Annotated in this window: 27 protein-coding genes; 12 read left to right on the top strand and 15 right to left on the bottom strand. The window is 67.5% G+C overall.

What is annotated here, in order from left to right:
* Positions 1-5: 5 nt before the first annotated feature.
* Genes ACXAD2_RS03650 through pxpB form a run of 6 tightly spaced genes read right to left on the bottom strand, consistent with a single transcriptional unit; the run spans position 6 to position 5,343 of the window.
* Positions 6-641, bottom strand: a complete 636-nt coding sequence (locus ACXAD2_RS03650; protein ID WP_164185474.1) for a GntR family transcriptional regulator — start codon at positions 639-641, stop codon at positions 6-8.
* The gene (locus ACXAD2_RS03645; protein WP_475166994.1) at positions 638-1,912 is read right to left on the bottom strand and encodes a hydantoinase/carbamoylase family amidase; all 1,275 of its coding nucleotides are present in this window, start codon (positions 1,910-1,912) and stop codon (positions 638-640) included. The genes ACXAD2_RS03650 and ACXAD2_RS03645 overlap by 4 nt, the downstream gene beginning before the upstream one ends.
* Complete coding sequence (locus tag ACXAD2_RS03640; RefSeq protein ID WP_475166993.1) at positions 1,909-2,871, bottom strand: NAD(P)-dependent oxidoreductase; 963 nt, start codon at positions 2,869-2,871, stop codon at positions 1,909-1,911. The genes ACXAD2_RS03645 and ACXAD2_RS03640 overlap by 4 nt, the downstream gene beginning before the upstream one ends.
* Positions 2,868-3,533 (bottom strand): GntR family transcriptional regulator, encoded by a 666-nt coding sequence (locus ACXAD2_RS03635; protein WP_475166989.1) that lies wholly within the window; start codon positions 3,531-3,533, stop codon positions 2,868-2,870. The genes ACXAD2_RS03640 and ACXAD2_RS03635 overlap by 4 nt, the downstream gene beginning before the upstream one ends.
* Entirely contained in the window at positions 3,530-4,594 is a 1,065-nt protein-coding gene (locus ACXAD2_RS03630) for a 5-oxoprolinase subunit C family protein (protein WP_475166987.1), read from the bottom strand. The genes ACXAD2_RS03635 and ACXAD2_RS03630 overlap by 4 nt, the downstream gene beginning before the upstream one ends.
* Positions 4,591-5,343: a 5-oxoprolinase subunit PxpB gene (pxpB, locus tag ACXAD2_RS03625; protein ID WP_475166984.1), complete on the bottom strand. Its 753-nt coding sequence runs from the start codon at positions 5,341-5,343 to the stop codon at positions 4,591-4,593. Before pxpB ends, ACXAD2_RS03630 begins: the two co-directional genes overlap by 4 nt.
* Before the next feature lie 139 nt (positions 5,344-5,482).
* On the opposite strand from pxpB, the gene ACXAD2_RS03620 reads away from it, so the two are divergent.
* The 6 genes from ACXAD2_RS03620 to ACXAD2_RS03595 all read left to right on the top strand — a co-directional run bounded on the left by ACXAD2_RS03620 (position 5,483) and on the right by ACXAD2_RS03595 (position 10,575).
* Positions 5,483-6,262 carry a LamB/YcsF family protein gene (locus ACXAD2_RS03620; protein WP_475166980.1) on the top strand — a complete coding sequence of 260 codons (780 nt, stop codon included), beginning with the start codon at positions 5,483-5,485 and terminating at the stop codon, positions 6,260-6,262.
* A gap of 3 nt (positions 6,263-6,265) precedes the next feature.
* Positions 6,266-7,132 carry a D-amino-acid transaminase gene (locus ACXAD2_RS03615; protein WP_475166979.1) on the top strand — a complete coding sequence of 289 codons (867 nt, stop codon included), beginning with the start codon at positions 6,266-6,268 and terminating at the stop codon, positions 7,130-7,132.
* A gap of 83 nt (positions 7,133-7,215) precedes the next feature.
* On the top strand, positions 7,216-8,430 hold the full coding sequence (locus ACXAD2_RS03610; RefSeq protein ID WP_475166975.1) for a pyridoxal phosphate-dependent aminotransferase: 1,215 nt from the start codon (positions 7,216-7,218) through the stop codon (positions 8,428-8,430).
* A 77-nt stretch (positions 8,431-8,507) separates the two neighbouring features.
* On the top strand, positions 8,508-9,434 hold the full coding sequence (locus ACXAD2_RS03605) for a dihydrodipicolinate synthase family protein (RefSeq protein ID WP_475166973.1): 927 nt from the start codon (positions 8,508-8,510) through the stop codon (positions 9,432-9,434).
* The gene (locus ACXAD2_RS03600) at positions 9,434-10,183 is read left to right on the top strand and encodes an SDR family oxidoreductase (RefSeq protein WP_475166968.1); all 750 of its coding nucleotides are present in this window, start codon (positions 9,434-9,436) and stop codon (positions 10,181-10,183) included. Before ACXAD2_RS03605 ends, ACXAD2_RS03600 begins: the two co-directional genes overlap by 1 nt.
* Before the next feature lie 260 nt (positions 10,184-10,443).
* On the top strand, positions 10,444-10,575 hold the full coding sequence (locus ACXAD2_RS03595; RefSeq protein ID WP_475166965.1) for a hypothetical protein: 132 nt from the start codon (positions 10,444-10,446) through the stop codon (positions 10,573-10,575).
* Between the two features lie 7 nt (positions 10,576-10,582).
* On the opposite strand, the gene ACXAD2_RS03590 is transcribed toward ACXAD2_RS03595, so the two are convergent.
* From ACXAD2_RS03590 to ACXAD2_RS03580, 3 genes are read right to left on the bottom strand one after another with little or no spacing between them, the layout of a single operon-like run.
* Positions 10,583-11,395 (bottom strand): metal ABC transporter permease, encoded by an 813-nt coding sequence (locus tag ACXAD2_RS03590; protein ID WP_475166963.1) that lies wholly within the window; start codon positions 11,393-11,395, stop codon positions 10,583-10,585.
* Positions 11,392-12,126: an ATP-binding cassette domain-containing protein gene (locus ACXAD2_RS03585; protein WP_475166961.1), complete on the bottom strand. Its 735-nt coding sequence runs from the start codon at positions 12,124-12,126 to the stop codon at positions 11,392-11,394. The genes ACXAD2_RS03590 and ACXAD2_RS03585 overlap by 4 nt, the downstream gene beginning before the upstream one ends.
* The gene (locus ACXAD2_RS03580; RefSeq protein ID WP_475166958.1) at positions 12,123-12,608 is read right to left on the bottom strand and encodes a Fur family transcriptional regulator; all 486 of its coding nucleotides are present in this window, start codon (positions 12,606-12,608) and stop codon (positions 12,123-12,125) included. The genes ACXAD2_RS03585 and ACXAD2_RS03580 overlap by 4 nt, the downstream gene beginning before the upstream one ends.
* An 86-nt stretch (positions 12,609-12,694) precedes the next feature.
* Between ACXAD2_RS03580 and ACXAD2_RS03575 the strand changes: the two genes are divergently transcribed.
* The gene (locus ACXAD2_RS03575; protein WP_475166956.1) at positions 12,695-13,711 is read left to right on the top strand and encodes a zinc ABC transporter substrate-binding protein; all 1,017 of its coding nucleotides are present in this window, start codon (positions 12,695-12,697) and stop codon (positions 13,709-13,711) included.
* Between the two features lie 199 nt (positions 13,712-13,910).
* Here ACXAD2_RS03575 and ACXAD2_RS03570 read toward each other — a convergent pair whose 3' ends face one another.
* Together ACXAD2_RS03570 and ACXAD2_RS03565 are read right to left on the bottom strand one after the other, a co-directional pair.
* Entirely contained in the window at positions 13,911-14,111 is a 201-nt protein-coding gene (locus ACXAD2_RS03570; protein ID WP_066111915.1) for a hypothetical protein, read from the bottom strand.
* A gap of 208 nt (positions 14,112-14,319) precedes the next feature.
* Entirely contained in the window at positions 14,320-15,060 is a 741-nt protein-coding gene (locus ACXAD2_RS03565; RefSeq protein WP_475166950.1) for a GntR family transcriptional regulator, read from the bottom strand.
* A gap of 176 nt (positions 15,061-15,236) precedes the next feature.
* On the opposite strand from ACXAD2_RS03565, the gene ACXAD2_RS03560 reads away from it, so the two are divergent.
* The 5 genes from ACXAD2_RS03560 to kce all read left to right on the top strand — a co-directional run bounded on the left by ACXAD2_RS03560 (position 15,237) and on the right by kce (position 21,893).
* Positions 15,237-16,481, top strand: a complete 1,245-nt coding sequence (locus tag ACXAD2_RS03560; RefSeq protein ID WP_475166947.1) for an ABC transporter substrate-binding protein — start codon at positions 15,237-15,239, stop codon at positions 16,479-16,481.
* 115 nt (positions 16,482-16,596) lie between these two features.
* Entirely contained in the window at positions 16,597-17,472 is an 876-nt protein-coding gene (locus ACXAD2_RS03555) for a branched-chain amino acid ABC transporter permease (RefSeq protein WP_066111909.1), read from the top strand.
* Positions 17,473-17,485: 13 nt separating this feature from the next.
* Positions 17,486-20,002 carry a branched-chain amino acid ABC transporter ATP-binding protein/permease gene (locus ACXAD2_RS03550; RefSeq protein ID WP_475166945.1) on the top strand — a complete coding sequence of 839 codons (2,517 nt, stop codon included), beginning with the start codon at positions 17,486-17,488 and terminating at the stop codon, positions 20,000-20,002.
* 13 nt (positions 20,003-20,015) lie between these two features.
* A complete protein-coding gene (locus ACXAD2_RS03545; RefSeq protein ID WP_475166942.1) occupies positions 20,016-20,948 on the top strand; it encodes a 3-hydroxyacyl-CoA dehydrogenase in 933 nt (310 codons plus the stop codon).
* Between the two features lie 15 nt (positions 20,949-20,963).
* Positions 20,964-21,893, top strand: coding sequence for a 3,5-dioxohexanoate:acetyl-CoA acetone transferase (kce, locus tag ACXAD2_RS03540; RefSeq protein ID WP_164183248.1), 930 nt, complete (start codon positions 20,964-20,966; stop codon positions 21,891-21,893).
* Positions 21,894-21,945: 52 nt separating this feature from the next.
* Here the strand turns inward: kce and ACXAD2_RS03535 are convergent, their stop codons facing one another.
* The 4 genes from ACXAD2_RS03535 to ACXAD2_RS03520 all read right to left on the bottom strand — a co-directional run bounded on the left by ACXAD2_RS03535 (position 21,946) and on the right by ACXAD2_RS03520 (position 26,266).
* Positions 21,946-22,962: a phosphatase PAP2 family protein gene (locus ACXAD2_RS03535; RefSeq protein ID WP_083191520.1), complete on the bottom strand. Its 1,017-nt coding sequence runs from the start codon at positions 22,960-22,962 to the stop codon at positions 21,946-21,948.
* A gap of 309 nt (positions 22,963-23,271) precedes the next feature.
* On the bottom strand, positions 23,272-24,015 hold the full coding sequence (locus ACXAD2_RS03530) for an aspartate/glutamate racemase family protein (RefSeq protein ID WP_475166936.1): 744 nt from the start codon (positions 24,013-24,015) through the stop codon (positions 23,272-23,274).
* Entirely contained in the window at positions 24,015-25,370 is a 1,356-nt protein-coding gene (locus ACXAD2_RS03525) for an amidase (RefSeq protein ID WP_475166934.1), read from the bottom strand. Before ACXAD2_RS03525 ends, ACXAD2_RS03530 begins: the two co-directional genes overlap by 1 nt.
* Positions 25,367-26,266, bottom strand: a complete 900-nt coding sequence (locus ACXAD2_RS03520; RefSeq protein WP_475166931.1) for a polysaccharide deacetylase family protein — start codon at positions 26,264-26,266, stop codon at positions 25,367-25,369. The genes ACXAD2_RS03525 and ACXAD2_RS03520 overlap by 4 nt, the downstream gene beginning before the upstream one ends.
* Positions 26,267-26,270: the final 4 nt, after the last annotated feature.

Below are 26,270 nucleotides of genomic sequence, written 5' to 3'. Positions count from 1 at the left end.
GGTCCTCAGGAAGCGTTGAACGTGCCGAGGAACCGCGCCCGGACGTGATCGAAATGCCCGGCCATGCGGGCCGCGGCGAGCTCTGCGTCATGCGCGGCGATGGCGTCGATGATCTCGACATGCTCGCGCGCCTGATCGACGAAAGTGTCATAGGTGCGGGTCAGCGAGCAGCGCCGCGCGATGCCGCGCTGCTCATCGAGGATGGCGGGCAGAAGATCGAGCCGAGCAGCCTCGGCCACCGCGTGGTGAAAAGCGCCGTCGGCCTGCCAGAAGGCATCGAAACTGACCGGGTCACCGTCGACGATGGCCTGCATCTGCGCACGAATTTCCAGCAGCCGCTCGGTGGCGCCGAAACGCGCGGCACGGCCCGCGGCGGCGCTTTCCAGCGTCTGGCGCAGATGCACGATCTGCAAAAGCTGCTCGACCGTCACCGACCGCACCAGCACCACGCCATTGCTCAGCCGATCGACCATGCCCTCGCTCTCGAGGCGCGAGATCGCTGCGCGCAGCGGCGTGCGCGACACACCCAGCGTTTCGGTCAGCGCGCGCTCCGACAGCACGGTTTCCGCCGGGATCGTGCCCGAGACGATGTCGTCGCGCAGCCGCGCGTAGGCGGTTTCGGCCAGCGTCGCTCCGCTCATCCGGCGCTCTCCTGCACGATGGCGAGATAGACGGCGGCGACAGCGCGGGCGAGATCGGCCTCATCCATCGCTTCTTCGGGGCAATGGCTGCCGTTCCAGTTGCGGATGAAGACCATCACGCTGTCCCAGCCCGCCGCGCCGAAGGCCGCCGCGTCATGGCCACCGCCCGAGAGCATCCGGCGCGGGCTGTCCCCTTGCGCCGCCGCACCCGACGCGACGAAATCGGCCATCGACGGCGACAACCGGGCCGGGGCCGAGCGGCTCTGCTCGCCGAGTTCGAAACGGATGCCGGGACGGGCGGCCTCGATACGGGCGATCTCTGCCTGCAGCGCCGCGTCGGCCTCTTCCAGCACCGCCACCTCATCCGAGCGCAGATCGAGGCAGAACCCCGCGTGGCCCGGCACTTTCGCCATGGCGTGCTGCGGCGAGGCGGCGTCGAGCTTGCCGAAGGTTACGGTCAGATCGTGACCCGCGTCCAGCAGCCGCGCCCAGACCGCATCCATCGCGAGGATGAGATCGGCCATGGCGACCACCGCATCGGCACGGCTGCCGCGCGGCGCGCCGCCCGAATGCGCCCAAGTGCCATGCACCTGCGCGTTGCGATAGCGCAGACCGCCACGCACCGCATCGACCACCGCATAGGCTTCGCCCGCATCATCCAGCACCGGGCCCTGCTCGATGTGGAACTCCAGAAAGCGCGCCGGGGCGGGCGGCACGATGTTCCGCACCGCGTCGGGATCGAAGCCTTCCATCTTCAGGTGCTCGGCCAGCGAGAGCCCGGTGTCGGAGCGTTTAGCGTCGAAATCCTCGGGGTTCAGGCGGCCGAGCCCGGCGCGCGAGCCGGCGTAAGAGACTGGGAACCAAACGCTTTCCTCGGCGCGGGTGACGATCAGCACGATGTCCGAGGCCGGGGTGATGCCCTGATCGCGCAGCGCAGCGATCACCGCCAGCGCGCCGATCACCCCCGCCTGCCCGTCATAGGCCCCGCCTTGGCTGACCGTATCGAGATGCGAGCCGATATAGAGCGGCGTTGCCGAAGGGTCGCGGCCCGGCAGCGTGGCAAAGAGATTGCCCGCCGCATCGCGCCGGACCTCGCAGCCGAGCGCGCGGGCCTCCTCCTCGATCACCGCATGCGCCGCGCTTTCCAGCGCGCTGTAGGAGGGACGGGTCCAGCCCGGTCCGTCTTCGGTGATCGCGTTCACCCGGGTCAGCACGCGCGAGATGGTGCCTGCGATAAGCGCGCGCGGCGGGGCGGTGAGTGTCTCGCTCATGCGCTTGCCTCCGCGGTTTGTGCCTGCGGGACCGGGGTCAGCACCGTCTCGGGCACGCCGCCGGTCAGCGCGGTGACCACATGGCCCGCCGCACCCATGGCGACGCGGCGCAGCGCCTCTTCGGTGGTGCCGCCAAGGTGCGGCGTGAAGATCACGTTGGAGAATGCCGCCAGCGGGCCGGTGGGTGCGCCATGGCTGTAGACGTCCAGCGCCGCGCCGCCGAGATGGCCGCTGGCCAAAGCACCCGCCAGTGCCGCCTCATCGACCAGTTCGGCCCGCGCGACGTTGACCAGCTGCGCACCCGGCTTCATCGCGGCGAAGCGCACGGCGTTGAACATGTGGTGCGTCTCGGGGCGCAGCGGCGTGTGCAGCGTCACCAGATCGGCCTGCGCCAGCCCCTCTTCGAGGCTGCCGACGCGGGTGAAGCCGCCGATGTCGCGGGCGCGCGGCGAATGCACCAGAACCTTCATGCCAAAGGCGCTTGCGGCCATCTGCCCGAAGCGGCTGCCGATGCTGCCCCAGCCGACCACCAGCACAGTCTTGCCCGACAGTTCGCGGAAACTCACCGACTCGCGAAAGCCCGGCGTGCCCGCGCGCTCCCAGCGGTCTGCGCCCGGCACGCCGCGCGCCAGCGCCAGCGCAAGGCCAAGGGTCAGTTCGGCCACCGATTGCGCATTGGCGCCGGGGGTGTTGGCGACCAGCACGCCGCGCTCGATGGCGGCCTCCTTGTCGACAGCGTTGTGGCCGGTGCCATGCACCACCACGGCGCGCAGACGGTCGGCGGCCTCGAACGCCTCGCGCGGGAAGCCCGCGTCGCGGGTGATCGCGGCGTCGCAGCCCTGCACCGAGCGGGCGATGCTGGCGGCGTCGGTGCCGCTGCAGGGCACCGGCTCGATGCCATTGCTGCGCAGGAGGGCGAGCCCGGCGTCATGCACGGGCTGAACGATGAGACATTTCATGTCCGGAGGGCCTTTTCGGTAGGGTCGGTGTGCACCTTGCCGAGGTGCTCGAAGATGGCGTCGCGGGCGTGGTCGAGATGCGCGCCCATCAGGGCCGCCGCCTCGTCGCGAAGGCCGCCGCGCATGGCGGCGAGCAGGGCGAGGTGCTCTTCGCAGCCCCGGATGAAGCGCGCGGGCACGACGCGGTGGTCGAAGATGCAGGTGCGCATGTGCAGGTCCTGAATGACCTTGGCGGCGGCGGCATTGCCAGCCGCAATCGCAATGGAGGCGTGGAACTTGCGGTCGACGTGCCATTGCAGATCGTCCTGCCCCGGCCCCTGCTGCATGAGGCCGCGCACATCGGCCTCCAGCGCGCCGATCTGTTCGGGCGTGAGCCGCCCGGTGGCGGCGCGCACCGCCGAGGGTTCGAGCGCGCGGCGCAGAAAGAAGATCTCGTCAATCTCTTCGGGGCTGATGCGTCGCACCCGCAGGAAGCGGCCCGTTTGCTCGGCCAGCCCCTCGCTGCGGATCCGCGCGATGGCCTCGCGCACCGGCGTGCGCGACATATCAAGCTCGGTGCACAGATGGGATTCCTGCAGCGTGTCGCCGGGCTTCAGCTCGCCCTCGAGAATGCGCCTGATCAGCTCCCGATAGGCGGTCGCCGCAAGGTTTTTGCCGCTCATGCCGCTGTGTCCTCCGATAGCTCCAGATCCCGGCCCATGACGGCCTCGGGCTCGACAATACCGCCCGCAAGATTGCACGACAGCAGAAAGCCCGAACTGAGCATCATCCCGGTCGCGGGCACCAGAGACGCCAGCACCTCATGCAGTCGTGCCCGTTCGGCGAGCAGAATATCCTCGGCCTCGTCGCGACTTACAATCTCGAAGCGCAGATCGGCGCCGGTGGGCAGCTGCGCGAGGCGCGGCAGGTCGGCAGAGATCACGGTGGCGATCTTGGGATAGCCGCCGGTGGTCTGCGAGTTGGCCATCAGCACCATCGGCTGGCCCGACGAGGGCACCTGAATGGCGCCCGAAACGATGCCGTCCGAGACGATGTCATGGCCGCGCGCGGCGGGCAGCGGCGGGCCGTCCAGCACCATCGCCATGCGGTCGCGCTGCGGCGTGATGCGAAAGCGCGCGGTTTTCAGCTGCGCGATGACCTCGGGCGCGAAATAATCGTCCTGCGGGCCAAGCACCACGCGGATCGGCCGTTCGGGGGCTATCGCGCCGGGGCGGGCAGCGGGCTCGCGCGGGCGCAGGCAAATACCGCCCTCACCCTCTTCGCCCAGCGGCAGCAGATCCCCCGGCTGCAGCGCGCGCCCCTCGACCCCGCCAAGCGCAAAGCGCAGATGCGTGGCGCGGGCGCCCAGAACCTCGGGCACGGCAATGCCGCCCGACACGGCGATATAGCCCCAGGTCGCGCCCTTCAGCACGCCGATCTTCACCACCTCGCCGGCCTCGACCGTATGGCTTTGTCCGGCGCCGAGCACACGCTCGCCGATGCGGATGTCGCACTCGCCGCCGGTCACGGCAAGGCGCAGCGCGCGGCCCGCCTTGAAGCTGCCGCCGATGGCGGTGAACTCCAGCGCGGCGGCGGTCAGAGCGTTGCCGCAGAGCGCATTGGCCAGATCCATCGCGGGGCGATCCATCGCCCCCGCAGAGGGCACGCCGAAGCGCTTGCGCCCGTGGCGTCCTTGGTCCTGAACAGACAGCATCGGGCCGGTGCTGAGAATTTCCAAGCTCATTGCACCGCCTCCGGCAGCATCTCTCCGGCAGCGATCGCGGCCTCGATTTTCGCACCTTCCGCGGCGCTGACCGGCACAAAGCTCAGCCGGTCTCCGGCGGCGAAGAGAAAGGGCTCGACGCGGGCGGGATCGAAAGCGCGCCACGGCGTCCAGCCGATGAAGCGCCAGCCCGACGGGCCGGTCACCGAGTTGATGCTGCCCTGCTGCCCGCCGATGCCGATGGCCCCCGCCGGGATCGACATACGCGGTTTCGGCAGACGCGGCGTGTGCAGCGCCTCGGGCAGACCGCCAAGATAGGCGAACCCCGGCGCAAAGCCGATCATATAGACGCGGAACTCGGCGGCGCTGTGCAGCTCGATCACCTCATCCGGGGTGAGCTGCTTCTCGCGCGCGAGGTCCTCGAGATCGAGCCCGACCTCGCCGCCATAGACCACCGGCACCCGCCAGCGGCGCGCGGTCTCATCCCCCAGCTGCAGTTGCGCGACGCGCTGCGCCAGTGCCGCCTCGAGCGCCGCACCGCGCAGCCGCGCGGGATCATAGCTCACCAGCAGCGAGCGGTAGGTCGGCACGCATTCCAGCACACCGTCGAGCGGCAGATCGGTCAGGCTTTCGGCAAGCGCAATCACCCGGCGGTTGATCTCCGCGTCCACAGACTCGCCGAAGTGCACCGCGAGCGCAGAGTCACCGACCGCCAGAAAGGCCGGGACCTTGCCCGGTTTGCCCGCAGGATCATGCGCCTGGATGCTCATTCAAAAACCTCTTCTGCCTTGCTTGCATTTTCAGTATACCAGCTGTATCCAGAATGCAATCAGGCAAACGACGGGCCTGCTCCGGCGCCTCCGACACGCCGGACGACAAGACCCACGATCAGATCCCAGGAGGGAGCGAATGACGGTCACCTTGGACCTCAACTGCGACATGGGCGAGAGCTTTGGCGCCTATTCCATCGGCGACGACGCGAAGATGCTCGAAACCGTGACAACCGCCAATGTCGCCTGCGGCTTTCACGCCGGTGACCCGGTGGTCATGCGCCGCACCATCCAGCTTGCCAAGGCGGCGGGCGTGGCGGTGGGCGCGCATCCCTCGTTCATGGACCTCTATGGCTTCGGGCGCCGCCGCATCTCGGGGGAGCGGCCCGAGGATCTCGAGGCGCAGCTGATCTACCAGATCGCCGCGATGCAGGGCATGGCCGAGGCCGAGGGCCATCCGATGACCCATGTGAAGACCCATGGCGCGCTTGGCAATATGGCCGCGACCGACCCTGAACTGGCCGCCGTCTGCGCCCGCGCCGTCGCCACGGTGGATCCCTCGCTGATTTACGTCTCGCTGCCCTATTCCGAGACCTACACGGCCGCCGAGAAGGCCGGTCTGCGCGTCGCCTGCGAGATCTACGCTGACCGCAGCTATACCGACGCGGGCGAGCTGACCCCGCGCAGCCAGCCCGGCGCGGTGATCCACGACATCGCCCAAAGCACCGAACAGGTGCTGGAGATGGTGCTGAACAAGCGCATCCCCACCACTGGCGGCAAGCGCCTGCCGGTGGAGCCCGCCACGCTGTGCATCCACGGCGACACCGCCGGCGCGCCGCAGATCGCCGCCGCCCTGCGCAAGTCGCTGGAAGAGAACGGCGTCACCATCGCTCCCTTTGCTGCTCCCGGAAGATCCTGAACCATGTCCCGAATTGTCTACCTCAACGGCCAGTGGCTGCCCGAAGAAGACGCGAAAGTGTCGATCTTCGACCGCGCCTTCCTGATGGGCGATGCCATCTACGAAGTCACCTGCGTGCTCGACGGCACGCTGCTCGACTATGCCGGTCACGCCGCGCGCCTGCGCCGCTCCGCCGCCGAACTGGGCCTCACGCTGCCGCTCGATGATGATGCGCTGCTGGCCGCGCACCACGAGATCGTCGCGCGCAACGAGATGAAGAGCGGCTTGATCTATCTGCAGCTCAGCCGCGGCGTCGCCGAGCGCGATTTCGCCTTTCCGCCCGAGGGCACCGAGCCGACGCTGGTGATGTTCACCCAAGCCAAGGACGTGCTGGTGAACCGCGCCGCCGAGACCGGCATCTCGGTCGCGCTGCTGCCCGACCTGCGCTGGGGCCGCCGCGACATCAAGACCGTGCAGCTGCTCTACCCGTCGATGGCGAAGATGGAAGCCAAGGCGCGCGGCGCCGATGACGCATGGCTTCATGAGGACGGCTTCGTCACCGAGGCCAGCGCCGCCACCGCGCATATCGTCAGCAAGGACGGCAAGCTCATCACCCGCGAGCTGTCGCATGCGCTGCTGCCCGGCGTAACCCGCGCCGCGGTGCTCGAACTGGCGGCGCGCCATGGGGTCGAGATCGAAGAACGCGCCTTCACCCCCGACGAGGCGCGCGACGCCCGCGAGGCCTTCATCACCTCGGCCACCAACTTCGTCGTGCCGGTGGTGCGCATCGATGGCGAGGTGATCGGCGACGGGGCCCCCGGCGCGCTGACCCGCGAGCTGCGCGAGCAGTATATCGCGTCGCGTCGCGCAGCCGCGCTCGCCCCCGCCTGATCCCTCCCATTCAGCCCCGCGCCGTCCTCCCCGGCGCGGGGCTGTTTTCAACGGCCCGTCGCGGCCATTCCAGGACCACTCCCATGACCCAGTACCTTGCCAGCCGCATGGCGGCCGTACGTCCCTCGCCGACCATCGAACTTGCGCTGAAGCTGCAGCAGATGAAGGCCGAGGGCCATGACATCATCAGCCTTGGCCAAGGCGAGCTCGACTTCGCCACGCCCGAGCATATCGCCGAGGCAGGCATCGCCGCGATCCGCGGCGGCCAGACCAAATACACCGCCAGCTCGGGCACGCCCGAACTGAAAGCCGCCATCGCCGCCAAGTTCGAACGCGAGAACGGGTTGAGCTACAAGCCCTCGCAGATCATCGCCGGCAATGGTGCCAAGCAGCTGGTGTTCAACGCGCTGATGGCGACGCTGGATGCGGGCGACGAGGTGATCATCCCCGCGCCCTATTGGGTCAGCTACCCCGATATGGTCAGCCTCGCTGGCGGCACCCCGGTGATCGCCCCCTGCACCGCCGAGAACGGCTGGAAGCTCACCCCCGAGACGCTGGCCGCCGCGCTGACGCCCAAGACCAAATGGGTGCTGCTGAACTCGCCGAACAACCCCACCGGCGCGCTCTACTCCGAGGCCGATATCGCCGCGCTGTGCAAGGTGCTGGCCGATCACCACACGCTGATCATGGCCGACGACATCTACGAGCTGGTGGTGCATGAGGGCAGCTTTGCCACGCCCGCAGCGGTCGCGCCCGAGCTGGCGGACCGCATCCTGACGGTGAACGGCGTGTCGAAGGGCTACGCGATGACCGGCTGGCGTCTTGGCTATGCGGCCGGGCCGGAATGGCTGGTGCGCGCTATGGACATCCTGCAGTCGCAGAGCACCTCGAACCCCTCGGCGATCTCGCAGGCCGCCACCGTCGCCGCGCTGACCGCGCCCGCCGACTTCCTGCCCGAGCGCAATGCCCGGCTGAAGGCCCGCCGCGACATGGTGATCGCCGCCATCGACAAGATGCCCGGCATCACCTGCGCGACCCCGCCCGCCAGCTTCTACGTCTTCCCCGATTGCACCGGCCTTTTTGGCGCCCGCACCCCCGAGGGCAAGGTGATCGAGAGCGACATGGACGTGGCCGACTTCCTGCTGACCGAGGGCCGTATCGGCGTGGTGCCGGGCTCGGCCTTCGGCACGCCGGGCTATCTGCGCCTCGCCTATGCGCTCGACGACGCGCGGCTCGAAGAGGCGATGCAGCGCGCCATCGCGGCGCTCGAGACGCTGCAGCTTGCCGTCCCGGCCTGAGGCCCGGCATAAGACCACACCGGCCGCGCAGATCGTCGCGGCCGGCCTTTTCACCGCCCCACCCGAGGTTTCCTGAAATGACCCTGCTCACCTCCGACGCCCGCGGCGTTTACGTCATCTCCGTCACGCCCTTCACCGACAGCGGTGAGATCGATTGGGACAGTCTCGACCGGGTGGTGGATTCCTACTTCGAGAAGGGCGCCGACGGGCTGACCATTCTTGGCATGATGGGCGAAGCGCCGAAGCTGACCCAGGCCGAAAGCCGCGCCGTCGCCGAGCGGGTGATCAAGCGCGCCGCGGGCAAGCCGGTGGTCGTCGGCGTCTCAGCTCCCGGCCTTGCGGCGATTGGCGAGCTGGGCAAAGCGGTGATGGATATGGGCGCCGCGGGCTGCATGGTGACCACCCCGGGCAGCCTGAAGACCGACCCGCAGATCCACGGCTATTTCGGGCAGGTCGCCCGCACGCTCGGGGATGACGTGCCGATCGTGCTGCAGGACTTCCCGCTGTCCACCGGCGTGAACATCTCGGACGAGGTGCTGGGTCAGATCATCGACGACGTGCCGCAGGTGGTGATGCTCAAGCACGAAGACTGGCCGGGGCTCGCGAAGATCAGCAAGCTGCGCAAGGCCGAGACCGAGGGCCGCCGCCGCATCTCGATCCTCTGCGGCAACGGCGGGGTGTTCCTGCCCGAAGAGATGGCGCGCGGTGCTGACGGCGCGATGACGGGTTTCGGCTTTCCCGAAATGCTGGCAGACGTGGTGCGGCTGGCCGGCAGCGGCGAGATGGACCGGGCGCAGGATATCTTTGACGCCTATCTGCCGCTGGTGCGCTACGAGCAGCAGCCCGGCGCCGGGCTGGCGGTGCGCAAATACGTGCTGCAAAAGCGCGGGGCCATTGCCTCGGCGGCGCTGCGCGCCCCGGGCGCGGGCCTTGCGCCCGAGGCCATCGCCGAGGTCGAGCGTCTGCTCGCCCGGCAGGACAAACGACTGAAGGAGCTGAACTGATGGATCTGGGACTGAGCGGCAAGACCGCGCTGGTGCTCGGCGCAAGCCGCGGCCTTGGCGCTGCGAGCGCAACACTTCTGGCGCAGGAAGGCGCGCAGGTGATCGCCGCCTCGCGCAGCGGCGACGCGCCCGCCGAGGGCATGGAAGGCGTCAAGCTCGACCTGTCGGATGCAGATAGCGTTGCGGCGCTGATCGAACGGCTCGCCGCGCAGCCGGTCGACATTCTGGTGAACAACTGCGGCGGCCCCGCCGCGGGCCCGGCAAAGGGCCAGAGCACCGCAGCGTGGCAGGCCGCCTTTGAGGCCATGGCCGCGCCGATCTTTGCGATCACCGATGCCGCACTGCCGGGGATGATCGAGAAGGGCTGGGGCCGCGTGGTCACCATCGGCTCGTCGGGCATTGTCCAGCCGATCCCCAACCTCGCGCTGTCGAACGGCGTGCGCGGCGCGGTGGCGGGCTGGTCGAAGACGCTGGCCGCCGAGGTCGCCGACAAAGGCGTGACCGTCAACATGGTGCTGCCGGGGCGCATCGCCACCGACCGTCTGGCGCAGCTCGACGGGATCAAGGCCGAGAAGTCCGGCGCCTCGCTCGACGCCGTGCAGGAAGCCAGCCGCAAGACCATCCCCGCAGGCCGCTATGGCACGCCCGAAGAATTCGGCGCCATGGTCACCTTCCTGTGCTCGGCGCAGGCGGCTTACGTCACCGGCTCGATGATCCGCGTCGACGGCGGCATGATCCGCGGCATGTAAACGCCGCGCTGCTCTCTTGCTAAGGGCGCATCGCGACACGAAGAACGGGCCCTAGGGCCCGTTTTCTTTTGCCTCCGGAACCTGCCCCGGACCGTCCCCAGCGGCACCACGCAGCGCCTAACCCATGGGGTATAGGACTGGCGAGAGCACAACAAACGCGTGGGCTCGCCCCCCGCACGAGCCCAGCGTGCGATCTGGCCGATCAGCTCGGCTGCGCTTTTGAGGACGGGCCGACCGGGCGCTATATTGCGGTCGACGCAATGAAGGCGACTTCGGTCCCCGGAGTCTTCGCCGCCGGAGACCTTGCAAGCCCGATGCCCAATGCGACACTTGCCGGCGCCGCCGCGCATCGCTCGCTGATCTTCGATCCCGACCTCAGGGGCCGGGGCTGAGCCCGGCTCAGCGCCGGCCCGTCAACCCGGCGCTCATGACCGACAGCATGAAGAGGATCGCCACCACGCAGACGATGGTCGGCCCGGTTGGCGTGTCGAGATGGTAGGACGCCTGGATCCCGCCGATCACCGAACCGCCGGCGATCAGCACCGCAAGGCCAGCCATCGCCTCGGGGGTACGGCTGAACGGGCGGGCGGTGGCGGCGGGGATGATCAGCATGGCGGTGATCAGCAGCGCCCCCACCACCTTGATCGCCACTGCCACGGTGATCGCCAGCGCCAGCGTCAGCACCAGTTGCTCGCGCCGCGGATCGACGCCTTCGGCGCGGGCGAGATCGGGGTTGAGCGTGGCGGTCAGCAGCCCCGACCAGCGCCAGCCCACCAGCCCCAGCACCAGCGCCGCCCCGCCCCAGATCACCGCAAGGTCGGCGGGCATCACCGCGAGGATATCGCCGAAGAGATAGGCCATCAGGTCAATCCTGATGCCGCTCAGGAAGGACGCCGCCACCAGCCCGAAGGCCAGCGCCGAATGCGCCAGCACGCCCAGCATCGTGTCCATCGCAAAGCCGCGCCCGCTCAGCGACGAGACGGTGAAGGCCATGGCCAGAGCCACCGCCAGAACCCCCGCGAAGATCGACACGGAAAAGGTGAGCGACAGCGCCACGCCGAGGATCGCCGCATGCGCGGTGGCGTCGCCGAAATAGGCCATGCGGCGCCAGACCACGAAGCAACCCAGCGGTGCCGCCGCCAGCGCGAGCCCAAGGCCCGCCAGCACGGCGCGCAGGATGAAATCGTCAAACATGGTGTTCAGAAAGCTCATTCCGCCGCCTCTTGTGGCACCCGGTCATGCCAGTGGTCGTGGTGATGGGTGTAGAGCGCCAGCGCCCCGCCCGTGCCCTCGCCGAAGAGCGCGCGATATTCGGGGGCCGAGGCGACATGCTGCGGCGCGCCCTGGCAGCAGACGTGGCCGTTGAGGCAGATCACACGGTCACTGGCGCTCATGACAACGTGCAGATCGTGGCTGACCATCAGCACGCCGCAGCCGCGGCTCTGCCGGACCTCTTCGATCTGGCGGTAGAAAGCCGCGACGCCCGGCTGGTCGAGCCCTTGTGTGGCCTCGTCCAGCACCAGCAGATTGGGCTCGGCCAGCAGCGCGCGGGCCAGCATCACCCGCTGCAACTGTCCGCCCGATAGAGCGCTGATCTGCCGCCGCGACAGCCCCGCGACCCCGGCCTCGGCCAGCGCCTGTTCGATCTGCCCGGCGCTTACCTTGCGGCGAAGCCCCAGCAGCCGGGCGACGGTCATCGGCAGCGTCGGGTCGAGCGCCAGCCGCTGCGGCACGTAGCCAATGCGCAGCCCCGGCGCGGTGGTGATCCGGCCATCGCTCGGCGCAAGCGAGCCGATCAGCAGGCGTAGCAGGGTCGATTTGCCCGAGCCGTTCGGCCCGACGATGGTGACGATCTCGCCCGCCGCCATCTGCATCGAAACATTGGAAAGGATCCGGCTTTCCCCCAGCCGCAGGCTGACGCCGGTAAATTCGAAAAGAGTCATTGCCTGGCCTCTGCCTCGATGCAGGCCGGGCAGACCCCGATGGCTTCGACAACCGTCTGCTCGATCCGGAACCCGGCATCGCGCGCGGCCGCGCCGAGCAGCCCCTTGGAAGGCGCCGAGGTCGCCTCGGCCACCGAGTCGCAGACCCGGCAGATCATGAAGGCGGGGAAATGGCTCTCGCAGGGATGCGCGCAGGCGACATAGGCATTCAGCCGCTCGACCCGATGCGCAAAACCATGGGTCACCAGAAAATCCAGTGCCCGGTAGGCCACCGGCGGCTGCGATCCCCGGCCCTCGCGTTTCAGCCGGTCCAGGATCTCGTAGGCACCAAGCGCCTTGTGCTCATCCAAAAGGATTTCGAGCACCCGGCGCCGGGCCGCCGTGAACTGAAGACGCTTGTCCGCGCAGTAGCTCTCTGCGGCGGCCACCCGCTCTGCGACGCAGGCGTCATGATCATGCTCGGTGAACCCGACGGCTCTCATCTCGCTCTCCAAATTATGCGTATTGCAATGTAATAACATTACATCTACGAGTCCAGCGCATGTTACAACATAACGTGGAGTTCCCCATGTCCAGAAAACTGATCCTCGGCACCGTGTCCGCCCTCGGTCTCGCCAGCGCCGCTGCCGCCGAGGTGCCCTCGGTTGCCGCGGATATCCCCCCTGTCCACTCCCTCGTGTCGATCGTGATGGATGGGGTCGGCACGCCCGACCTTCTGGTACAGCCCGGCGCGTCTCCGCATGGCTATTCGCTGCGCCCCTCCGAGGCCGAGGCCCTCGAGCGGGCCGATGCGGTGTTCTGGATCGGCGAGGGGCTGGAACCGTGGCTGGAAGGCTCGATCGACGCTCTAGCCGAGGATGCGCATGTGGTCGAACTGGCGGAAACCGACGGCACCACCGAGCTGGAGTTTCGCGAAGGCGCGACCTTCGAGGCGCACAGCCATGACCACGGCGCGCATGAGGAACACGAGCACGATGAGCACGCGGGCGATCATGATCACGATGACCATGAGGGTCACGACGGGCACGATCATGAAGAGCACGCGCATGACGCGCATGGCCATGACCACCACGGCCACGACCCGCACGCTTGGCTCGACCCGGAAAACGCGCGCGTCTGGCTCGACGTGATTGCAGCGGAACTGTCAGAGCTGGACCCGGAAAACGCCGCCACCTATCGCGCGAATGCCGACGCCGGAAAGGCCGACATCGAAACGCTGATCGGCGAGATCTCGGCGCAGCTCGAGCCGGTGCGCGGCAAGAACTTCATCGTGTTCCACGACGCCTACCACTATTTCGAGAACCGTTTCGAGTTCCCGGCAAGCGGCTCGATCTCGATCGGTGATGCCTCGGATCCCAGCCCGGCCCGGATCGAGGAGATCCAGGATAAGGTGGCAGAGCTGGGCGTCACATGTGCTTTCACCGAACCGCAGTTCAATGGCGATCTTGTCGCCACCGTCTTCCGCGGCAGCGACGCAAAGACCGGCGTGATGGATCCGCTGGGCGCCGCTCTGGAGCCGGGCAAGGACCTCTACCCGCAGCTTCTGCGCAACCTTGCAAGCAGCCTGACCGGCTGCCTCGGCTGACACCACCAAGGGGCGCCCGTGCCACGCGGCGCCCTTTCCATCCCCTTCCAGCATCGCGCCAAAGGAAGAGCGATGCTTGAATTCTCGCCCGCCTCGCCAGCCAACAGGTCGAGGTCTATGGCGATGTGCCCAACCCTACCAGACCCTGAGGCTCGCGCGCATTGGCTCTCGGGCGGGCGCGGTCCGCGGCACCCTGCCCTCAGTGCTTTATCCGCATCGCCGCGATCTGCGCCGAGGTGGGCCGGTTGGCCCGCCGGATCAGCAAAAGCAGCAGTCCGAACACCACAAGGAGCAGCCCGATCCCCATCAGCCCGTACCACAGGTCGAAGAAAGAGAGCGCGATCAGCATGGCCAGCAGCACCACAAAGATCGATACGAAAAAGATATCCGCCAGTTTCATTTTCTTGCATTCAGTTAGATAGTTACGCCTTCCGCCCGCGCGGACCCCTGCCCGGCGCTCCGACTGGCGCGAGGCCCCACCGGTAGTGCAGAACCACGGCAACCGCGAGCCTCGGCGTCGGCATCAGCGCAAGACCGCCGATCACCCTGTGCTGAGCCATGGGATGGCTCGAGCGCATGCCTAAGTGAGCTGAAAGCCCCCCGCCGCCTCAGATCAGGATACGCCTGCGCCCCTCATCCATCTCGTCGGCGGCATGGGCGCGGATCATCTCCGAGGCGACGCGGATATCCTCGGCGATGGCATGGGCCGCCGCCGCACCGTCATGGGCCTGCAGCGCTTGGCAGAGTTGGCGGTGGTGCTCGCGCGAATGGTGGGTGCGCGAGCGGATCAATTCCTCTTCCGCCGGGACGCCCGCTCTCACCCCGATGTCGTAGTTGATGATCGGACCGGCCTTGAGCCAGAGCATACGGATCACCTGCATCAGCGCCGCAGACCCGGACGCCCGGTAGAGCGCGAAATGCAGGTCCTTGTTGGCCGCCACCGCCTCGGCGCTGCCATAGGATCGGTCGAGAACCCGTTCGAACTGCTCGGCAAGGCGCAGAATCCCGGCGATCTCTGCCTCGCTTGCCGCAAGCGCCGCACGGCGCGCCGCCTCGCCTTCGTTGAGCATCCGGACCTCGGTCAGATCGGCGAACTCTGCCGCGGTCATCAGCGGCACCTGCACCGCCCGTTTTGGCGAGACATTCAGCGCCCCGCTCGCCGCGAGACGACTCACCGCTTCGCGCACGGGCATCATGGAAACGTCCAGCCGTTCGGCAAGATCGCGCAGCGACAGCCTGTCCCGAGGCTTGAGGGCGCCCGACAAAAGCATCTCGCAGAGCGCCTCATGCACCTGATCCGAAAGGGTTTCCCGACGCGCGGGCTGAAGCTGTTCGAGGCCGTCGTTCATCTATCTCATAACTCCAGTTGACCGCGGAAGCCCGCTCTGTAACTGTGATCTCAGATCACAGATGGAGGAGCAAGGCTCTCCCATGGGCAAGACGGCCACGGAGGAACATCGGCCGCCGGACCCCAAGAGGCAGGGCCCGAGGTGATCTTAGCAAATTGGTCTCAGGGAGGAGTACCATGACGAACCATCTCACGAGCCGCAGGGGATTCCTGCGGACGGGAGCGGCTGGCCTGACGCTGGCCGTCGCCGCCCCCGCCTATCTGCGGGCGCAGGGCGCGCCGCTGAAAATCGGCCACCTGACCCCCACCACCGGCTTTCTCGGCCCGCTCGGCGAATACGCGCAGATGGGCATCAAGCTGGCGGTCGAGCACATCAACGCCAACGGCGGCGCCGGAGGACGGCAGGTCGAGTTGATCATGGAGGACAGCGTCAACCCGCAGACCGCCTCGACCAAGGCCGAGCGCATGTTCGAGCGCGACGGCGTCGACATGATCATCGGCGAGATCTCCTCGGCCTCCTGTCTGACGATCAGTCAGGTCGCGGCACGCTACAAGAAATGCTTCGTCAACACCGGTGGCAACTCGGACAGCCTGCGTGGTCAGGACTGCAACCGCTACATGTTCCACGTCGAGACGCAGAACTCGATGTATGTGAACGCCGAAGGCCAGTATTTCGCGGGCGAGGGCATGGTCGACGGCAAGAACTGGTACACGCTGAGCGCCGATTACGCCTTTGGCCACGACCTTCTGTCGGCGGCCAAGGCGTTCCTCGAGACCAATGGCGGCAATCTCGTCGGCGACGATCTGGTGCCGACCGATGCGACCGATTTCTCGTCCTACCTGCTGAAGATCCGTCAGGCCGAGCCGGACGTGGTGGCGCTCAACCTCGCGGGCACGCAGATCACCAACTTCTTCAAGCAATACGGAGAGTTCGGCCTCGACTTCACACTCGGCGGCTTCGGCTTCGACACGGTCTCGGCATGGGCGGCGGGGGCGCAGAACTTCCGCGGCACTTGGCCGAACGTGTGGAACCATCTGGTGCAGAACGACGCCAGCCAAGCCTTTGTGCAGGCGTTCAGCGATGCCTATGGCAAACCGCCCGAGAACCAGGCCTGGGGGGATTACAACGCCGGTCTGATCATGGCCAAGGCGGTGGCCGAGGCGGGCGACGCGTCGGGAGACGCGCTGGTCGGCTATCTCGAGAGCGAAGAGGCGAAGTTCGACCTGATGAAGAGCCGTCCGGGCTATTTCCGCCCCTCGGATCACCAGCTCATTCAGGAGATCTATGCGATCACCGCGCTGCCAGCCGACGAGGCGCAGAACGAGTGGGACATCTTCACCACGTCCGATCCGGTTCCGGGCGCGGACCAGCCGCTCGAGTCGCTGGCCACCGCCGTCACCGGCGGCACCTGCTCGATGTGACGCGCCAGTGATGTGCCGGTGAAGAACCGGTGACGCAATCGGGGCAGCGGGCCAAAAGGCCCCTGCCCCACACACCGATACCCAAAGAAAATACCCAAGGAAGGAGTGCGCCGCGATGCTGGGGCTATTCATCGCGCAGGTGCTGAACGGCCTGCTGGACGGCACCTATTACCTGCTGATCGCGCTGGGGCTGTCGCTGATCTTTTCGCTTGGCGGGATCATCAACCTCGCGCATGGCGCCTTCTTCGCCATCGGCGCATATCTCGCCATCCTGATCACGCCCTACGTGGGCTATTTCGGCGCGCTGATCCTCGTGCCGCTGATCGTGGCGGGGCTGGGCATGGCGACCGAGCGCACGCTCTTCACCCGCTTCTACCGGGTCGATCCGCTCTATTCGCTGCTGCTGACCTTCGGGCTTGCCATGGTGATCGAACAGGGATTGCGCTGGATTTTCGGGGCCTCGCCGCAGAACTACAACATGCCCGAGCTGCTGCGCGGGCAGGTGTTCTTGGGGGATTTCATCTACTCGCGCTACCGCATCTTCCTGATCGCCGTCGCGGTGCTCGCCGTCGGTGCGCTGTGGCTGCTGCTCAACAAGACCGCCTTCGGGCGCATCGTCCGCGCCGGGGTGCAGAACCCCGAGATCGTCGGCTCCCTCGGCATCTCGCTGCGGCCCTATCTGTCGGTGGTCGCGGGCATCGGCATCGGCCTTGCCGGGCTGGCGGGCGTGCTGCTCTCGCCGATCTACACCATCCACCCGGCGATGGGCGCCGAGGTCATCACGCTGGCCTTCGTGGTGGTGGTGATCGGCGGGCTCGGCTCGTTCTGGGGCGTCATCATCGCCGCCGTCCTCGTCGGGCTGACCAAGGGCGTGCTCGTGGCCATCGGCCTGTCGTCATGGTCCACCGCCGCCATCTACCTGTTGATGTTCCTCGTGCTTCTGGTGCGCCCGCGCGGCCTGCTGGGCGAGCGCATTCTCCGCTTCGAATGAGACGATCCAACGCATGACCCGCATTCATCCGCTTCTTGTCGCGGCAGCCGCGCTGATCGTGCTGCCCTTCCTCATCCTCGCCGCCGGGCTGACCTATACCTCGGCGACCGAGGTGGTGGTCTTCGGCCTCGCCTGCATGGGGCTCAACATCCTTGCCGGGCGCACCGGGCTGATCAGCTTCGGCCATGGCGCGTGGTTCGGCCTTGGCGCCTATCTCGCCGGGCTCTCGGCCCGGGCCATGGGCGCGGAGGGCAGCTTCTTTCTGCCGCTGATCGTCGCCGTGCTTGCCACCGCGCTGATCGCGGCCGTCTTCGGTGCGCTGATCCTGCGCCGCCGGGGGGTCTATTTCTCGCTGATGACGCTGGCGCTCTCGGCGCTCGGGTTCACCATCGCCTTCCGCTGGACCGAGGTGACCGGCGGCGAGAACGGGCTGGGCGGCATCTCCCGCCCGCAGATCTTCGGGCTCAGCTTCGAGATGTCCCAACCCTATTACTGGCTGGTCGCACTCATCGCCTTTGCGGTGCTGTGCCTGCTATGGCGGGTCTATAACTCGCCGCTCGGCACGGTGCTGCTGGCGATCCGCGAGAATGAGCAGCGCGCGCGCTTTCTGGGCTACAAGGTCGACCGCTACAAGCTGGCCGCCTTCGTGCTCTCGGCGACGATCACCGCGCTGGCCGGGGTGCTGCTGCTCTACAAGAACCGCATGACCTCGGCCGAGCCGATGTCGGTGGTGTTCTCGGGCGAGCTTTTGGCCATGGTGGTGATCGGCGGCATGCGCTCGTTCATGGGACCGGCGATCGGCGCGCTCTTCTACATCCTCTTCCGCGAGTATCTGTCGATCTATTCCGAGAACTGGCTGTTCTGGTTCGGCCTCGTGTTCATGGGCTTCGTGCTGTTCGCCCGCGACGGGCTGATCGGCATCCCCGGACAAATCCGGCGCCACTTCAATCCGCCCGCCGAGACCGGTGCGGCGATGGCCGGGCGCAAGGCCGAGGTGCATCCGCTGCCCGAGTTCCTGCGTCCCGAGCGCCATGTGGACGGCGCGCTGCTGGAGGCGCGGGGCATCTCCAAGCATTTCGGCGGGCTCAAGGCGGTGGACGAGGTAGACATCTCGGTGCGGGACCGCACACTGCACGCCCTGATCGGCCCCAACGGCGCGGGCAAGACCACCGCCTTCAACCTGCTGTCGGGCCTTTACACCCCCGACAGCGGCGAGGTGACGCTGGGCGGTCAGCCGCTTTCGGGGCGCAAGCCCGAGGAGATCTCCGAGGCCGGGATCGGGCGCAGTTTCCAGATCACCAACCTCTTTCCCTCGCTCACCGTGCAGGAGAACATCCGCCTCGCGGTGCAAGCAGGCGATCCCAGCCGGATGAACCCGGTGATCCGCGCCCGCAACCTTGCGCAGGTCAACGAGCGCACCGCGCAGATCATGCGCTACGCCGGGCTCAGCGGCATGGAAGAGGCCGAGGCCGGATCGCTGTCCTACGGCGGGCAGCGGCTGCTCGATCTGGGGCTGGCGCTTGGCAACCATCCGCGCATCCTGCTGGCCGACGAGCCGCTGGCGGGCCTGTCGGTGGCCGAGCGCGAGCGCATCGGCCTGCTGCTCAAGGCGCTGTCCCGCGACATCCCGGTGCTGCTGGTCGAGCATGACATCGACCGGGTGTTCGAACTCGCCGACCACGTCACGGTGATGAACGAAGGACAGGTGCTGCTCGACGGCACGGTGGACGAGGCACGCGGCGACGCACGGGTGCAGGAGGTCTATATCGGCTCGGGCACCTCGGCGGTCGCCGCCAAGCCGCGCGTCAGCGCGGTGCAGGACGCCACCATCCTCTCGCTCGACAAGGTCAACGTCAGCTACGGCAAGAGCCACATCCTCAACGACGTCAGCTTCGATCTGCGGCAGGGCGAGATCCTCGCGCTCTTGGGCCGGAACGGTGCGGGCAAATCGACGCTGCTGAAATCGCTGATCGGCATCGCCCCGGTAGGCAGCGGCGAGATCACCCTCGAGGGCAAGACGATCTCGGGGCAGCCCTCCGCCGCCATGGCGCGCGCCGGGATCTCCTATGTGCCGCAGGGGCGCGGCCTCTTTGCTGGCATGTCGGTGAAGGACAACCTCGAGCTTGGGCGCATCCAGCGTCAGACCGGGCATGGGGTGCATTGGGACGAAGAGCGCATCTTCTCTTATTTCCCGCGCCTCAAAGAACGCATCGACACCCCCGCCGACTATCTCTCGGGCGGCGAGCAGCAGATGGCCGCGGTTGCGCGGGCGCTCTCTGGTGACACCCGCGTGCTGCTGCTGGACGAACCCTTCGAGGGGCTCTCACCCGCCGTGGTCGAGCAGCTTTTCGAAACCTTCGACCGGCTGCGGCAGGAGGTTTCGATCATCATCGTCGACCACAACCTCGATCTGGCGCTGACCCTCTCTGACCGCACCGTCGCGCTCGAACGGGGCAGCATCATCCACGACGGCCCCTCCGCCGCGCTCGCGCATGACATCGACCTGCGCCGGCAAGTGCTCTGGCTCTGAGAAAGGACCTTCCATGACCCAAAAGGTTGCCATCATCGGGGCCGGGCTGATCGGCCGCTCGTGGAGCGCGCTCTTCGCCCGCGCCGGATATGAGGTGCAGGTCTGGGACGCCGAGCCCGGCGTGCTCGAACGCTTCCCCACCGATATCGAGGCGCTCTGCGACACGCTGGTCACCGAGAAGCTGCTCGACGACAAGCCCGGCACGCTGGCCCGCATCCGCACCTGCCCGACGCTGGAAGAGGCGGTGGCGGATGTCGCCTTCGTGCAAGAGAACGGCCCCGAGAAGATCGAGGTGAAGACAGAGCTTTTCGCCCGGCTCGACGCCGCGACCCCGGTTGATGCGGTGATCGCCTCCTCGACCTCGGCCATCGTCGCCTCGCGGTTCACCGAGACGCTCACCCACCGCGCGCGCTGCCTCGTCGGCCATCCGGTAAACCCGCCGCATCTGGTGCCGGTGGTCGAGCTTTGCCCCGCGCCCTGGACCGATCCCGCCGCGATGGAGACAGCCGAGGCGATCTACAGTGCCATCGGTCAGGTGCCGGTGAAAATGGCCCGCGAGCGCGACGGGTTCGTGCTCAACCGCCTGCAGGGCGCGCTTCTGGGAGAGGCGCTGCGGCTGATCGGCGAGGGCACGGTTTCGGTCGAGGGTCTGGACGCCACCATCAAACACGGGCTCGGCCTGCGCTGGACGTTGATCGGCCCGATCGAGACCATCGACCTCAACGCCCCCGGCGGCATCACCGATTACGCGGCGCGCTACGGCGGCTTCTATGCAAGACTGGCCGCCGAGCCTGCAGGCCCCGAGGTGTTCTCGGTCACGCAGGCCGAGAAGATCGCCGCAAGCTGGCCGCAGGACCGCAGTCCCGAGAAAATCCGCGAACGGCAGGACCGCCGCGACACGCGCCTCGCCGCGCTGCGCCGCCACCTCGCCGCCGAGCAAAGCTGACCCAAGGAGACCCCAATGGCAAAATCCCGCAAGGTGATCATCACCTGCGCCGTAACCGGCGCGATCCATACCCCCTCGATGTCGGAATATCTGCCGGTGAGCGCCTCCGAGATCGCCGATGCCGCCATCGGTGCCGCCGAGGCTGGCGCGGCAGTGGTGCATCTGCACGCCCGCGATCCGGAAGACGGCCGCCCGGACCAGACCCCCGAGGCGTTCAGCCCGTTTCTGAAGGTGATCAAACAGGCCTCGAATGTGGTGGTGAACATCACCACCGGCGGCGCGCCCACCATGAGCATCGAGGAGCGCGTGCGCCCCGCCGCGACGCATCGGCCCGAGATCGCCTCGCTCAACATGGGCTCGATGAACTTCGGCCTGTTTCCGATGCTGCAGCGCTTTCCCGACCTCGAGCACCAGTGGGAGCGCGATTATGTCGGCAATAAAAACATCATCTTCAACAACAGTTTCGGGCAGATCGAGCACATCCTGACCACGCTCGGCGCGCTCGGCACCCGCTTCGAGTTCGAGTGCTATGACACCGCCCATCTCTACAACCTCAAGTATTTCCTCGATCAGGGGCTGGTGAAGGCACCGCTGTTCATCCAGACGGTGTTTGGCCTGATGGGCGGCATCGGCGCGCATCCCGACGACGTCATGCACATGAAGCGCACCGCCGACCGGCTGTTCGGCGATCAGTACCGCTGGTCGGTGCTGGGCGCGGGCAAGAACCAGCTGCCGATCGCCGCCATGTCCGCGGCCATGGGCGGGCATGTGCGCGTGGGGCTCGAGGATTCGCTCTGGGCCGGTCCGGGACAGCTGGCGCGCAGCAATGCCGAGCAGGTCGCCAAGGCGCGGCAGATCATCGAAGGGCTCGGGCTGGAGCTAGCCAGCCCCGACGAGGCCCGCGAGATCCTCGACACCAAAGGCGCGGACGCCGTCGGGTTCTGAACCCCGCCCGCACCGGCGCAAGGCTGCTCATGGATCGGGAAAGCGCCCGGGCTCAGTCCCGGCGCACCCGGATCGGCCTTGCGACGGGCTGTGCCGCAAGCCGCGCGGCCATGTCCTGAGGCGCCGCGCGTTTGCGCAGGTAAATCCACAGCATCGCCATGACGCCGATCGAGAAATAGCCATCCACGGCGTAGTGATAGCCGCTCCAGATCGACAGCAGCAGGATCGCGGCGCAAAACAGCGCCGCCGGGAAGGCCAGCAGGGCAGAGCGCTCGCCACAATAGAGCGCGACGACCGTGGCCACCGACACATGCACCGAGGCAAAGGCGGAAATCCCCGTACCAAAGCTTTCGCGCCCCGCAGCATACATCTCCCACAGGTACTCCTGAAGCGCACCCATGGTAGTGCCGTCGAGCCCCGCATATCGCTGTGTCAGGGTCAGCAGCGCAAAGCGATTGCCGTCATAGAGGCGGTCGTAAAAGACCGGCCCCACCGACATTCCCCCCAGCGCCAGCATGTTGCCGATGACGATCCAGCTCGCACAATAGAGCGCCAGATAGCGCTTCACGCGGGCCTGATCCTCGTCGCAGGTCACAAGCACGACCGGAAACAGCAGCGCCGCAATCAGCCACGGCCCGTGATAGAGCGGGCTGAGGCTCAGCATGGTGTCGGGGCCAAACAGCCGGTTGATCACTGCCCAAGGGTCCGCCTGCCCATGCAGCCAGGCGTCGAACCGCGCCAGATAGGGATCGGCGTAATAGGGCACGATCTGCGGCATCGTGGTCTTGAACAGCGTAAAGCCGAAATGCAGCGCCAGCACCGCGGCGTAGACCATGGCGACATTGGCGGCGGCTCTGCCCTTGGCGACGCCCCGCCGGGTCTCGGCATAAAAGGCCCAGACCGAGACCAGCACCGCAATGACCGCCACATACCAGAGCGAGACGTCCGGCTCCGAGGTCAGCGTGCCGAGCACATCCGCAAGAACCCCATCGCGGAACAGGACGGCCACGAGAAAAGAGACCAGCGCGTAGCCGATGCAGAAGGTGAAGAAGGCGAGAGAAGGGATCATTTTCTCGCTCCCTTCGACAGTGCATTGGAGTTCGGCATGGCCATCTAAATCAATTTATCGAGACTCTGACATCTAGGCGAGCAAACCCATAAGTGAAGGCGGAGTCCCGCCAATTCGCGATCCGTCCGATCCGCAGGTGGTTCTTTGCCGATCGGTTCGGGCCTCCGGCGGACCACCGAAACACCGTTTCGCCCGCGCGCAGAGGATCTGCGGCGGCGGCCCGGTGCTGCTGCAATTGTTTAAAAATCTGATGCCGGATGATGCGCCCGAGTTGGCCGTCGCGCGTCATGCGCTGCCTTGTCTAGCCGGTCACACCGCCCCCGTCGCGATGATCTGGCTCAGCGCAGGCGACAGCCCGACCGACGGTTTGGCAATCGGCTTGCAGGCGCGGCTGGCAAACCCCGCGCGCAGCGAGGCCAGCGTCAGAGCCTGCGCCGTTGCCGTGGCGATCGGGTCGAGCACGATGGCGGGCACCTCGCCCGCGATTTCCGGCGCCAGCCCCGCCAGCGGGGCCCCGCCGAGGATCACCACGTCGGCGCCATCTTCCAACGCCGCCGCGCGCGCCAGAGTGACCAGTTCCGCGCGCTGCGCCTCGCGCGCCGCCAGCACGTCGGCGGCATGTCCCGCAGGCGTACGCACGCCGGTGAAGCGCGCGCCAAGGCCGGTCGCCATGACGCAATCGCTGTACCAGCGGCTCATCACCGGCGAGAAGGTCACGATCGAAAAACGGTCGCCGAGCATGGCCGCCGACAGCACCGTGGCTTCGGCCATGCCGACCACCGGAAGATCGAAGATCTCGCGCGCGCCTGCCAGCCCCGGATCTCCGAAGGCGGCGACGATCACCGCGTCGATCCCCTGCAGATTCTCGGCGATCATCTCAAGCGTGATGCCACCGGCGATCTGCGCTTCGGCCCGCGAGGCGATATAGGGAAACCCTCGCGGCGCGGTGACCGGCACGATCTCGGCCCGGTCGCCAGCCACCTGCCGCGCGATGGCGGCCATGCTGTCGGTCATCGCGACGGTCATATTCGGATTGACGAGAAGCAGACGCATCACGGGGCCTCTTTCTGAAAGATGTCGATGCGCTTCAAAAGCGGCGCGATCTCTGCCGCCAGCGCAAGAAGGGCCGCGTCCCGGCCCGGTGCGGCGATGATCTGCAGGCCCAGCGGCAGGCCCTCGCGATCCCGGCCACAGGGCAGCGAAATCGCCGGGCAGCCGGAGTGGTTGGCCTGCGGGGTGAAGGCGGCGTGATCGCGACCGCCGCAGGGGGCACCCGCGATGGTGGCGGGCGCGCTGTCTTCGGCGGGCCATGCGGCGCAGGGCGTGGTCGGGGTGATCAGCACATCAAAGCGGGTGAGGAAATCGCGCAGGATCTGGGCCATGCGGTGCCCGGCCTGATGCGCCTGCGCCACCGCGCGACCCGAGAGCTGCAGGCCGCTGTCGATCTGCGCGCCGAGATCGGGATCAAAGAGCGCAGGGTCCTGCTGCCAGCGATCCCCGAAGAGCGCCGCCAGCCCCGCGTATTGCAGCGGCATGATGTCCATCCCGTCCAGCCCTGCCCACTCGGGCGCCGCCTCGGTCAGGCTGTGACCGGCCCCGCGCAGGGCATCCATCGCGGCGGCGAAGGCCAAATCGACATCCGGGTCCAGCAGTTGGCCAAGGCCAAAATCCGCACTGGCCGCGAAGGAGCCGCGCAGCGGCTCGGCCTGCGGCACCTCTGCCAACACCGACATGGCAAGCTGGATGTCTTCCATATGGCGCGCGATTGGCGCGATGACCGAGATCCCCCAGACCGGCTCGTCGAAACCGGGACCGTAGGGCACCAAATCCTGCGTCGGCTTGAAGCCGATCACCCCCACATGCGCAGGCGGACGCCGGCTGGAGCCGCCCGCATCGGTGCCAAGCGCCAGCGGCGCCATCCCTGCCGCCACAGCGGCCACCGAGCCGCCAGAGGACCCGCCCGGCGTGCGCGACGGGTCGACGGGGTTGCGGGTGATGCCGTGGAGCGGCGTTTTGGTGGCGCCCTTGCAGGCGAACTCGGAACAGGTGCCGATGCCGAGGATGATCGCGCCTGCCGCGCGCAGCCGGGCCACGGCCCGCGCGTCCTCTGGCGCAATGAAATCGGCAAACAACCTCGAGCCTTGGGTGATCGGCAGACCCTTCACCCAGATGTTGTCCTTGATGACCACCGGCACCCCGGCGAGCGGCAGATCCTCACCCTTGGCAAGGCGCGCGGCCACGGTTTCGGCCTCGGCCTCAAGGCGGGGGTTCACCAGCGTCAGCGCGTTCAGCTGCGGGTTCATCTCCGCAACACGCGCCCGCGCGGCCTGCGCAACCTCCAGCGGCGTGATGCGCTGCGCGCGCACTTCGGCGGCAAGGGCGCAGGCGGAAAGTTCCATCACGCTCATACTTGACCCTCCTGTACCTGCGCCCAGTGCGCAGCGATGTCGCGGCGCGGGGCGATCCACACCCCTTCGCGGGCCGAGATATGCGCCAACACATCCTCAAGCCCCGCGATCCGGCCAGCGCGGCCGATCAGCCGCAGATGCAGACCGACCGAGAGCATCCGCACCGCCGCGCCGCCCTCATCATAAAGCCGCTCGAACGCGCCGATCACATAGTCCGAGAAATCGCGCGCCTGCACGAAGCCGCCCCCCGGAGAGAAGCGCATGTCATTGGTATCGAACGCATAAGGCAGGATCACATGGCCGCCGTCCATGCGCGGGATATCGTCGTCATAGGCGTCGCTGTCATAGAGGAAATCGCCGCGCGCCTTCAGCAAGGGCCGCGTGTTCCCCGAGGCCGAAGAACGGGTGTGCCAGCCCACCGGGGCCACACCGCAGGCGCGGGTGATGGCGGCATGGGTGCGCTCGATCACCGCCTCTTCCTCGGTGCGCGCCATATTGGCGTGACGCTCCCACAACCAGCCGTGGCAGGAAACTTCGTGCCCCCGCGCCACCGCGTCCTGCAGCAGCCACGGCGCGCGCTCGGCCACCCGCCCGCAGGTCGAGAAGGTCGCCTTGGCACCCACCTTGTCAAAGGCCTTGGCGATCCGCGCATAGCCCTGCCGCGTGCCATAGGCGAAGTGGCTCTCCATGCAGAGATCCGGCGCGTGCTCGACCTCTTCGCGGATCTCATAGGTGACCTCGTTGCGCGCGTCGCCATCGCCGATGGAATATTCCGCGCCCTCCTCCACGTTGACCACGAAGGAGACGGCGAGGCGCGCACCTCCCGGCCAGCAGGGCGCTGGCTCGGCGCCGAAATAGCCCCGGAAGTCGCGGCGGTCGTCCCTGTCAAAGCTCATGCGC

This window comes from Salipiger sp. ABN3_019 (assembly GCF_056158605.1).
Note: the sequence above shows the minus strand (reverse complement) of the source record. Positions and strands in the feature narration are given on the sequence as shown.

Excerpts from the sequence above, each read along its gene's own strand:
- ACXAD2_RS03650 (WP_164185474.1), bottom strand. The coding sequence starts at position 641 with ATGAGCGGAGCGACGCTGGCCGAAACCGCCTACGCGCGGCTGCGCGAC.
- ACXAD2_RS03645 (WP_475166994.1), bottom strand. The coding sequence starts at position 1,912 with ATGAGCGAGACACTCACCGCCCCGCCGCGCGCGCTTATCGCAGGCACC.
- ACXAD2_RS03640 (WP_475166993.1), bottom strand. The coding sequence starts at position 2,871 with ATGAAATGTCTCATCGTTCAGCCCGTGCATGACGCCGGGCTCGCCCTC.
- ACXAD2_RS03635 (WP_475166989.1), bottom strand. The coding sequence starts at position 3,533 with ATGAGCGGCAAAAACCTTGCGGCGACCGCCTATCGGGAGCTGATCAGG.
- ACXAD2_RS03630 (WP_475166987.1), bottom strand. The coding sequence starts at position 4,594 with ATGAGCTTGGAAATTCTCAGCACCGGCCCGATGCTGTCTGTTCAGGAC.
- pxpB (WP_475166984.1), bottom strand. The coding sequence starts at position 5,343 with ATGAGCATCCAGGCGCATGATCCTGCGGGCAAACCGGGCAAGGTCCCG.
- ACXAD2_RS03620 (WP_475166980.1), top strand. The coding sequence starts at position 5,483 with ATGACGGTCACCTTGGACCTCAACTGCGACATGGGCGAGAGCTTTGGC.
- ACXAD2_RS03615 (WP_475166979.1), top strand. The coding sequence starts at position 6,266 with ATGTCCCGAATTGTCTACCTCAACGGCCAGTGGCTGCCCGAAGAAGAC.
- ACXAD2_RS03610 (WP_475166975.1), top strand. The coding sequence starts at position 7,216 with ATGACCCAGTACCTTGCCAGCCGCATGGCGGCCGTACGTCCCTCGCCG.
- ACXAD2_RS03605 (WP_475166973.1), top strand. The coding sequence starts at position 8,508 with ATGACCCTGCTCACCTCCGACGCCCGCGGCGTTTACGTCATCTCCGTC.
- ACXAD2_RS03600 (WP_475166968.1), top strand. The coding sequence starts at position 9,434 with ATGGATCTGGGACTGAGCGGCAAGACCGCGCTGGTGCTCGGCGCAAGC.
- ACXAD2_RS03595 (WP_475166965.1), top strand. The coding sequence starts at position 10,444 with ATGAAGGCGACTTCGGTCCCCGGAGTCTTCGCCGCCGGAGACCTTGCA.
- ACXAD2_RS03590 (WP_475166963.1), bottom strand. The coding sequence starts at position 11,395 with ATGAGCTTTCTGAACACCATGTTTGACGATTTCATCCTGCGCGCCGTG.
- ACXAD2_RS03585 (WP_475166961.1), bottom strand. The coding sequence starts at position 12,126 with ATGACTCTTTTCGAATTTACCGGCGTCAGCCTGCGGCTGGGGGAAAGC.
- ACXAD2_RS03580 (WP_475166958.1), bottom strand. The coding sequence starts at position 12,608 with ATGAGAGCCGTCGGGTTCACCGAGCATGATCATGACGCCTGCGTCGCA.
- ACXAD2_RS03575 (WP_475166956.1), top strand. The coding sequence starts at position 12,695 with ATGTCCAGAAAACTGATCCTCGGCACCGTGTCCGCCCTCGGTCTCGCC.
- ACXAD2_RS03570 (WP_066111915.1), bottom strand. The coding sequence starts at position 14,111 with ATGAAACTGGCGGATATCTTTTTCGTATCGATCTTTGTGGTGCTGCTG.
- ACXAD2_RS03565 (WP_475166950.1), bottom strand. The coding sequence starts at position 15,060 with ATGAACGACGGCCTCGAACAGCTTCAGCCCGCGCGTCGGGAAACCCTT.
- ACXAD2_RS03560 (WP_475166947.1), top strand. The coding sequence starts at position 15,237 with ATGACGAACCATCTCACGAGCCGCAGGGGATTCCTGCGGACGGGAGCG.
- ACXAD2_RS03555 (WP_066111909.1), top strand. The coding sequence starts at position 16,597 with ATGCTGGGGCTATTCATCGCGCAGGTGCTGAACGGCCTGCTGGACGGC.
- ACXAD2_RS03550 (WP_475166945.1), top strand. The coding sequence starts at position 17,486 with ATGACCCGCATTCATCCGCTTCTTGTCGCGGCAGCCGCGCTGATCGTG.
- ACXAD2_RS03545 (WP_475166942.1), top strand. The coding sequence starts at position 20,016 with ATGACCCAAAAGGTTGCCATCATCGGGGCCGGGCTGATCGGCCGCTCG.
- kce (WP_164183248.1), top strand. The coding sequence starts at position 20,964 with ATGGCAAAATCCCGCAAGGTGATCATCACCTGCGCCGTAACCGGCGCG.
- ACXAD2_RS03535 (WP_083191520.1), bottom strand. The coding sequence starts at position 22,962 with ATGATCCCTTCTCTCGCCTTCTTCACCTTCTGCATCGGCTACGCGCTG.
- ACXAD2_RS03530 (WP_475166936.1), bottom strand. The coding sequence starts at position 24,015 with ATGCGTCTGCTTCTCGTCAATCCGAATATGACCGTCGCGATGACCGAC.
- ACXAD2_RS03525 (WP_475166934.1), bottom strand. The coding sequence starts at position 25,370 with ATGAGCGTGATGGAACTTTCCGCCTGCGCCCTTGCCGCCGAAGTGCGC.
- ACXAD2_RS03520 (WP_475166931.1), bottom strand. The coding sequence starts at position 26,266 with ATGAGCTTTGACAGGGACGACCGCCGCGACTTCCGGGGCTATTTCGGC.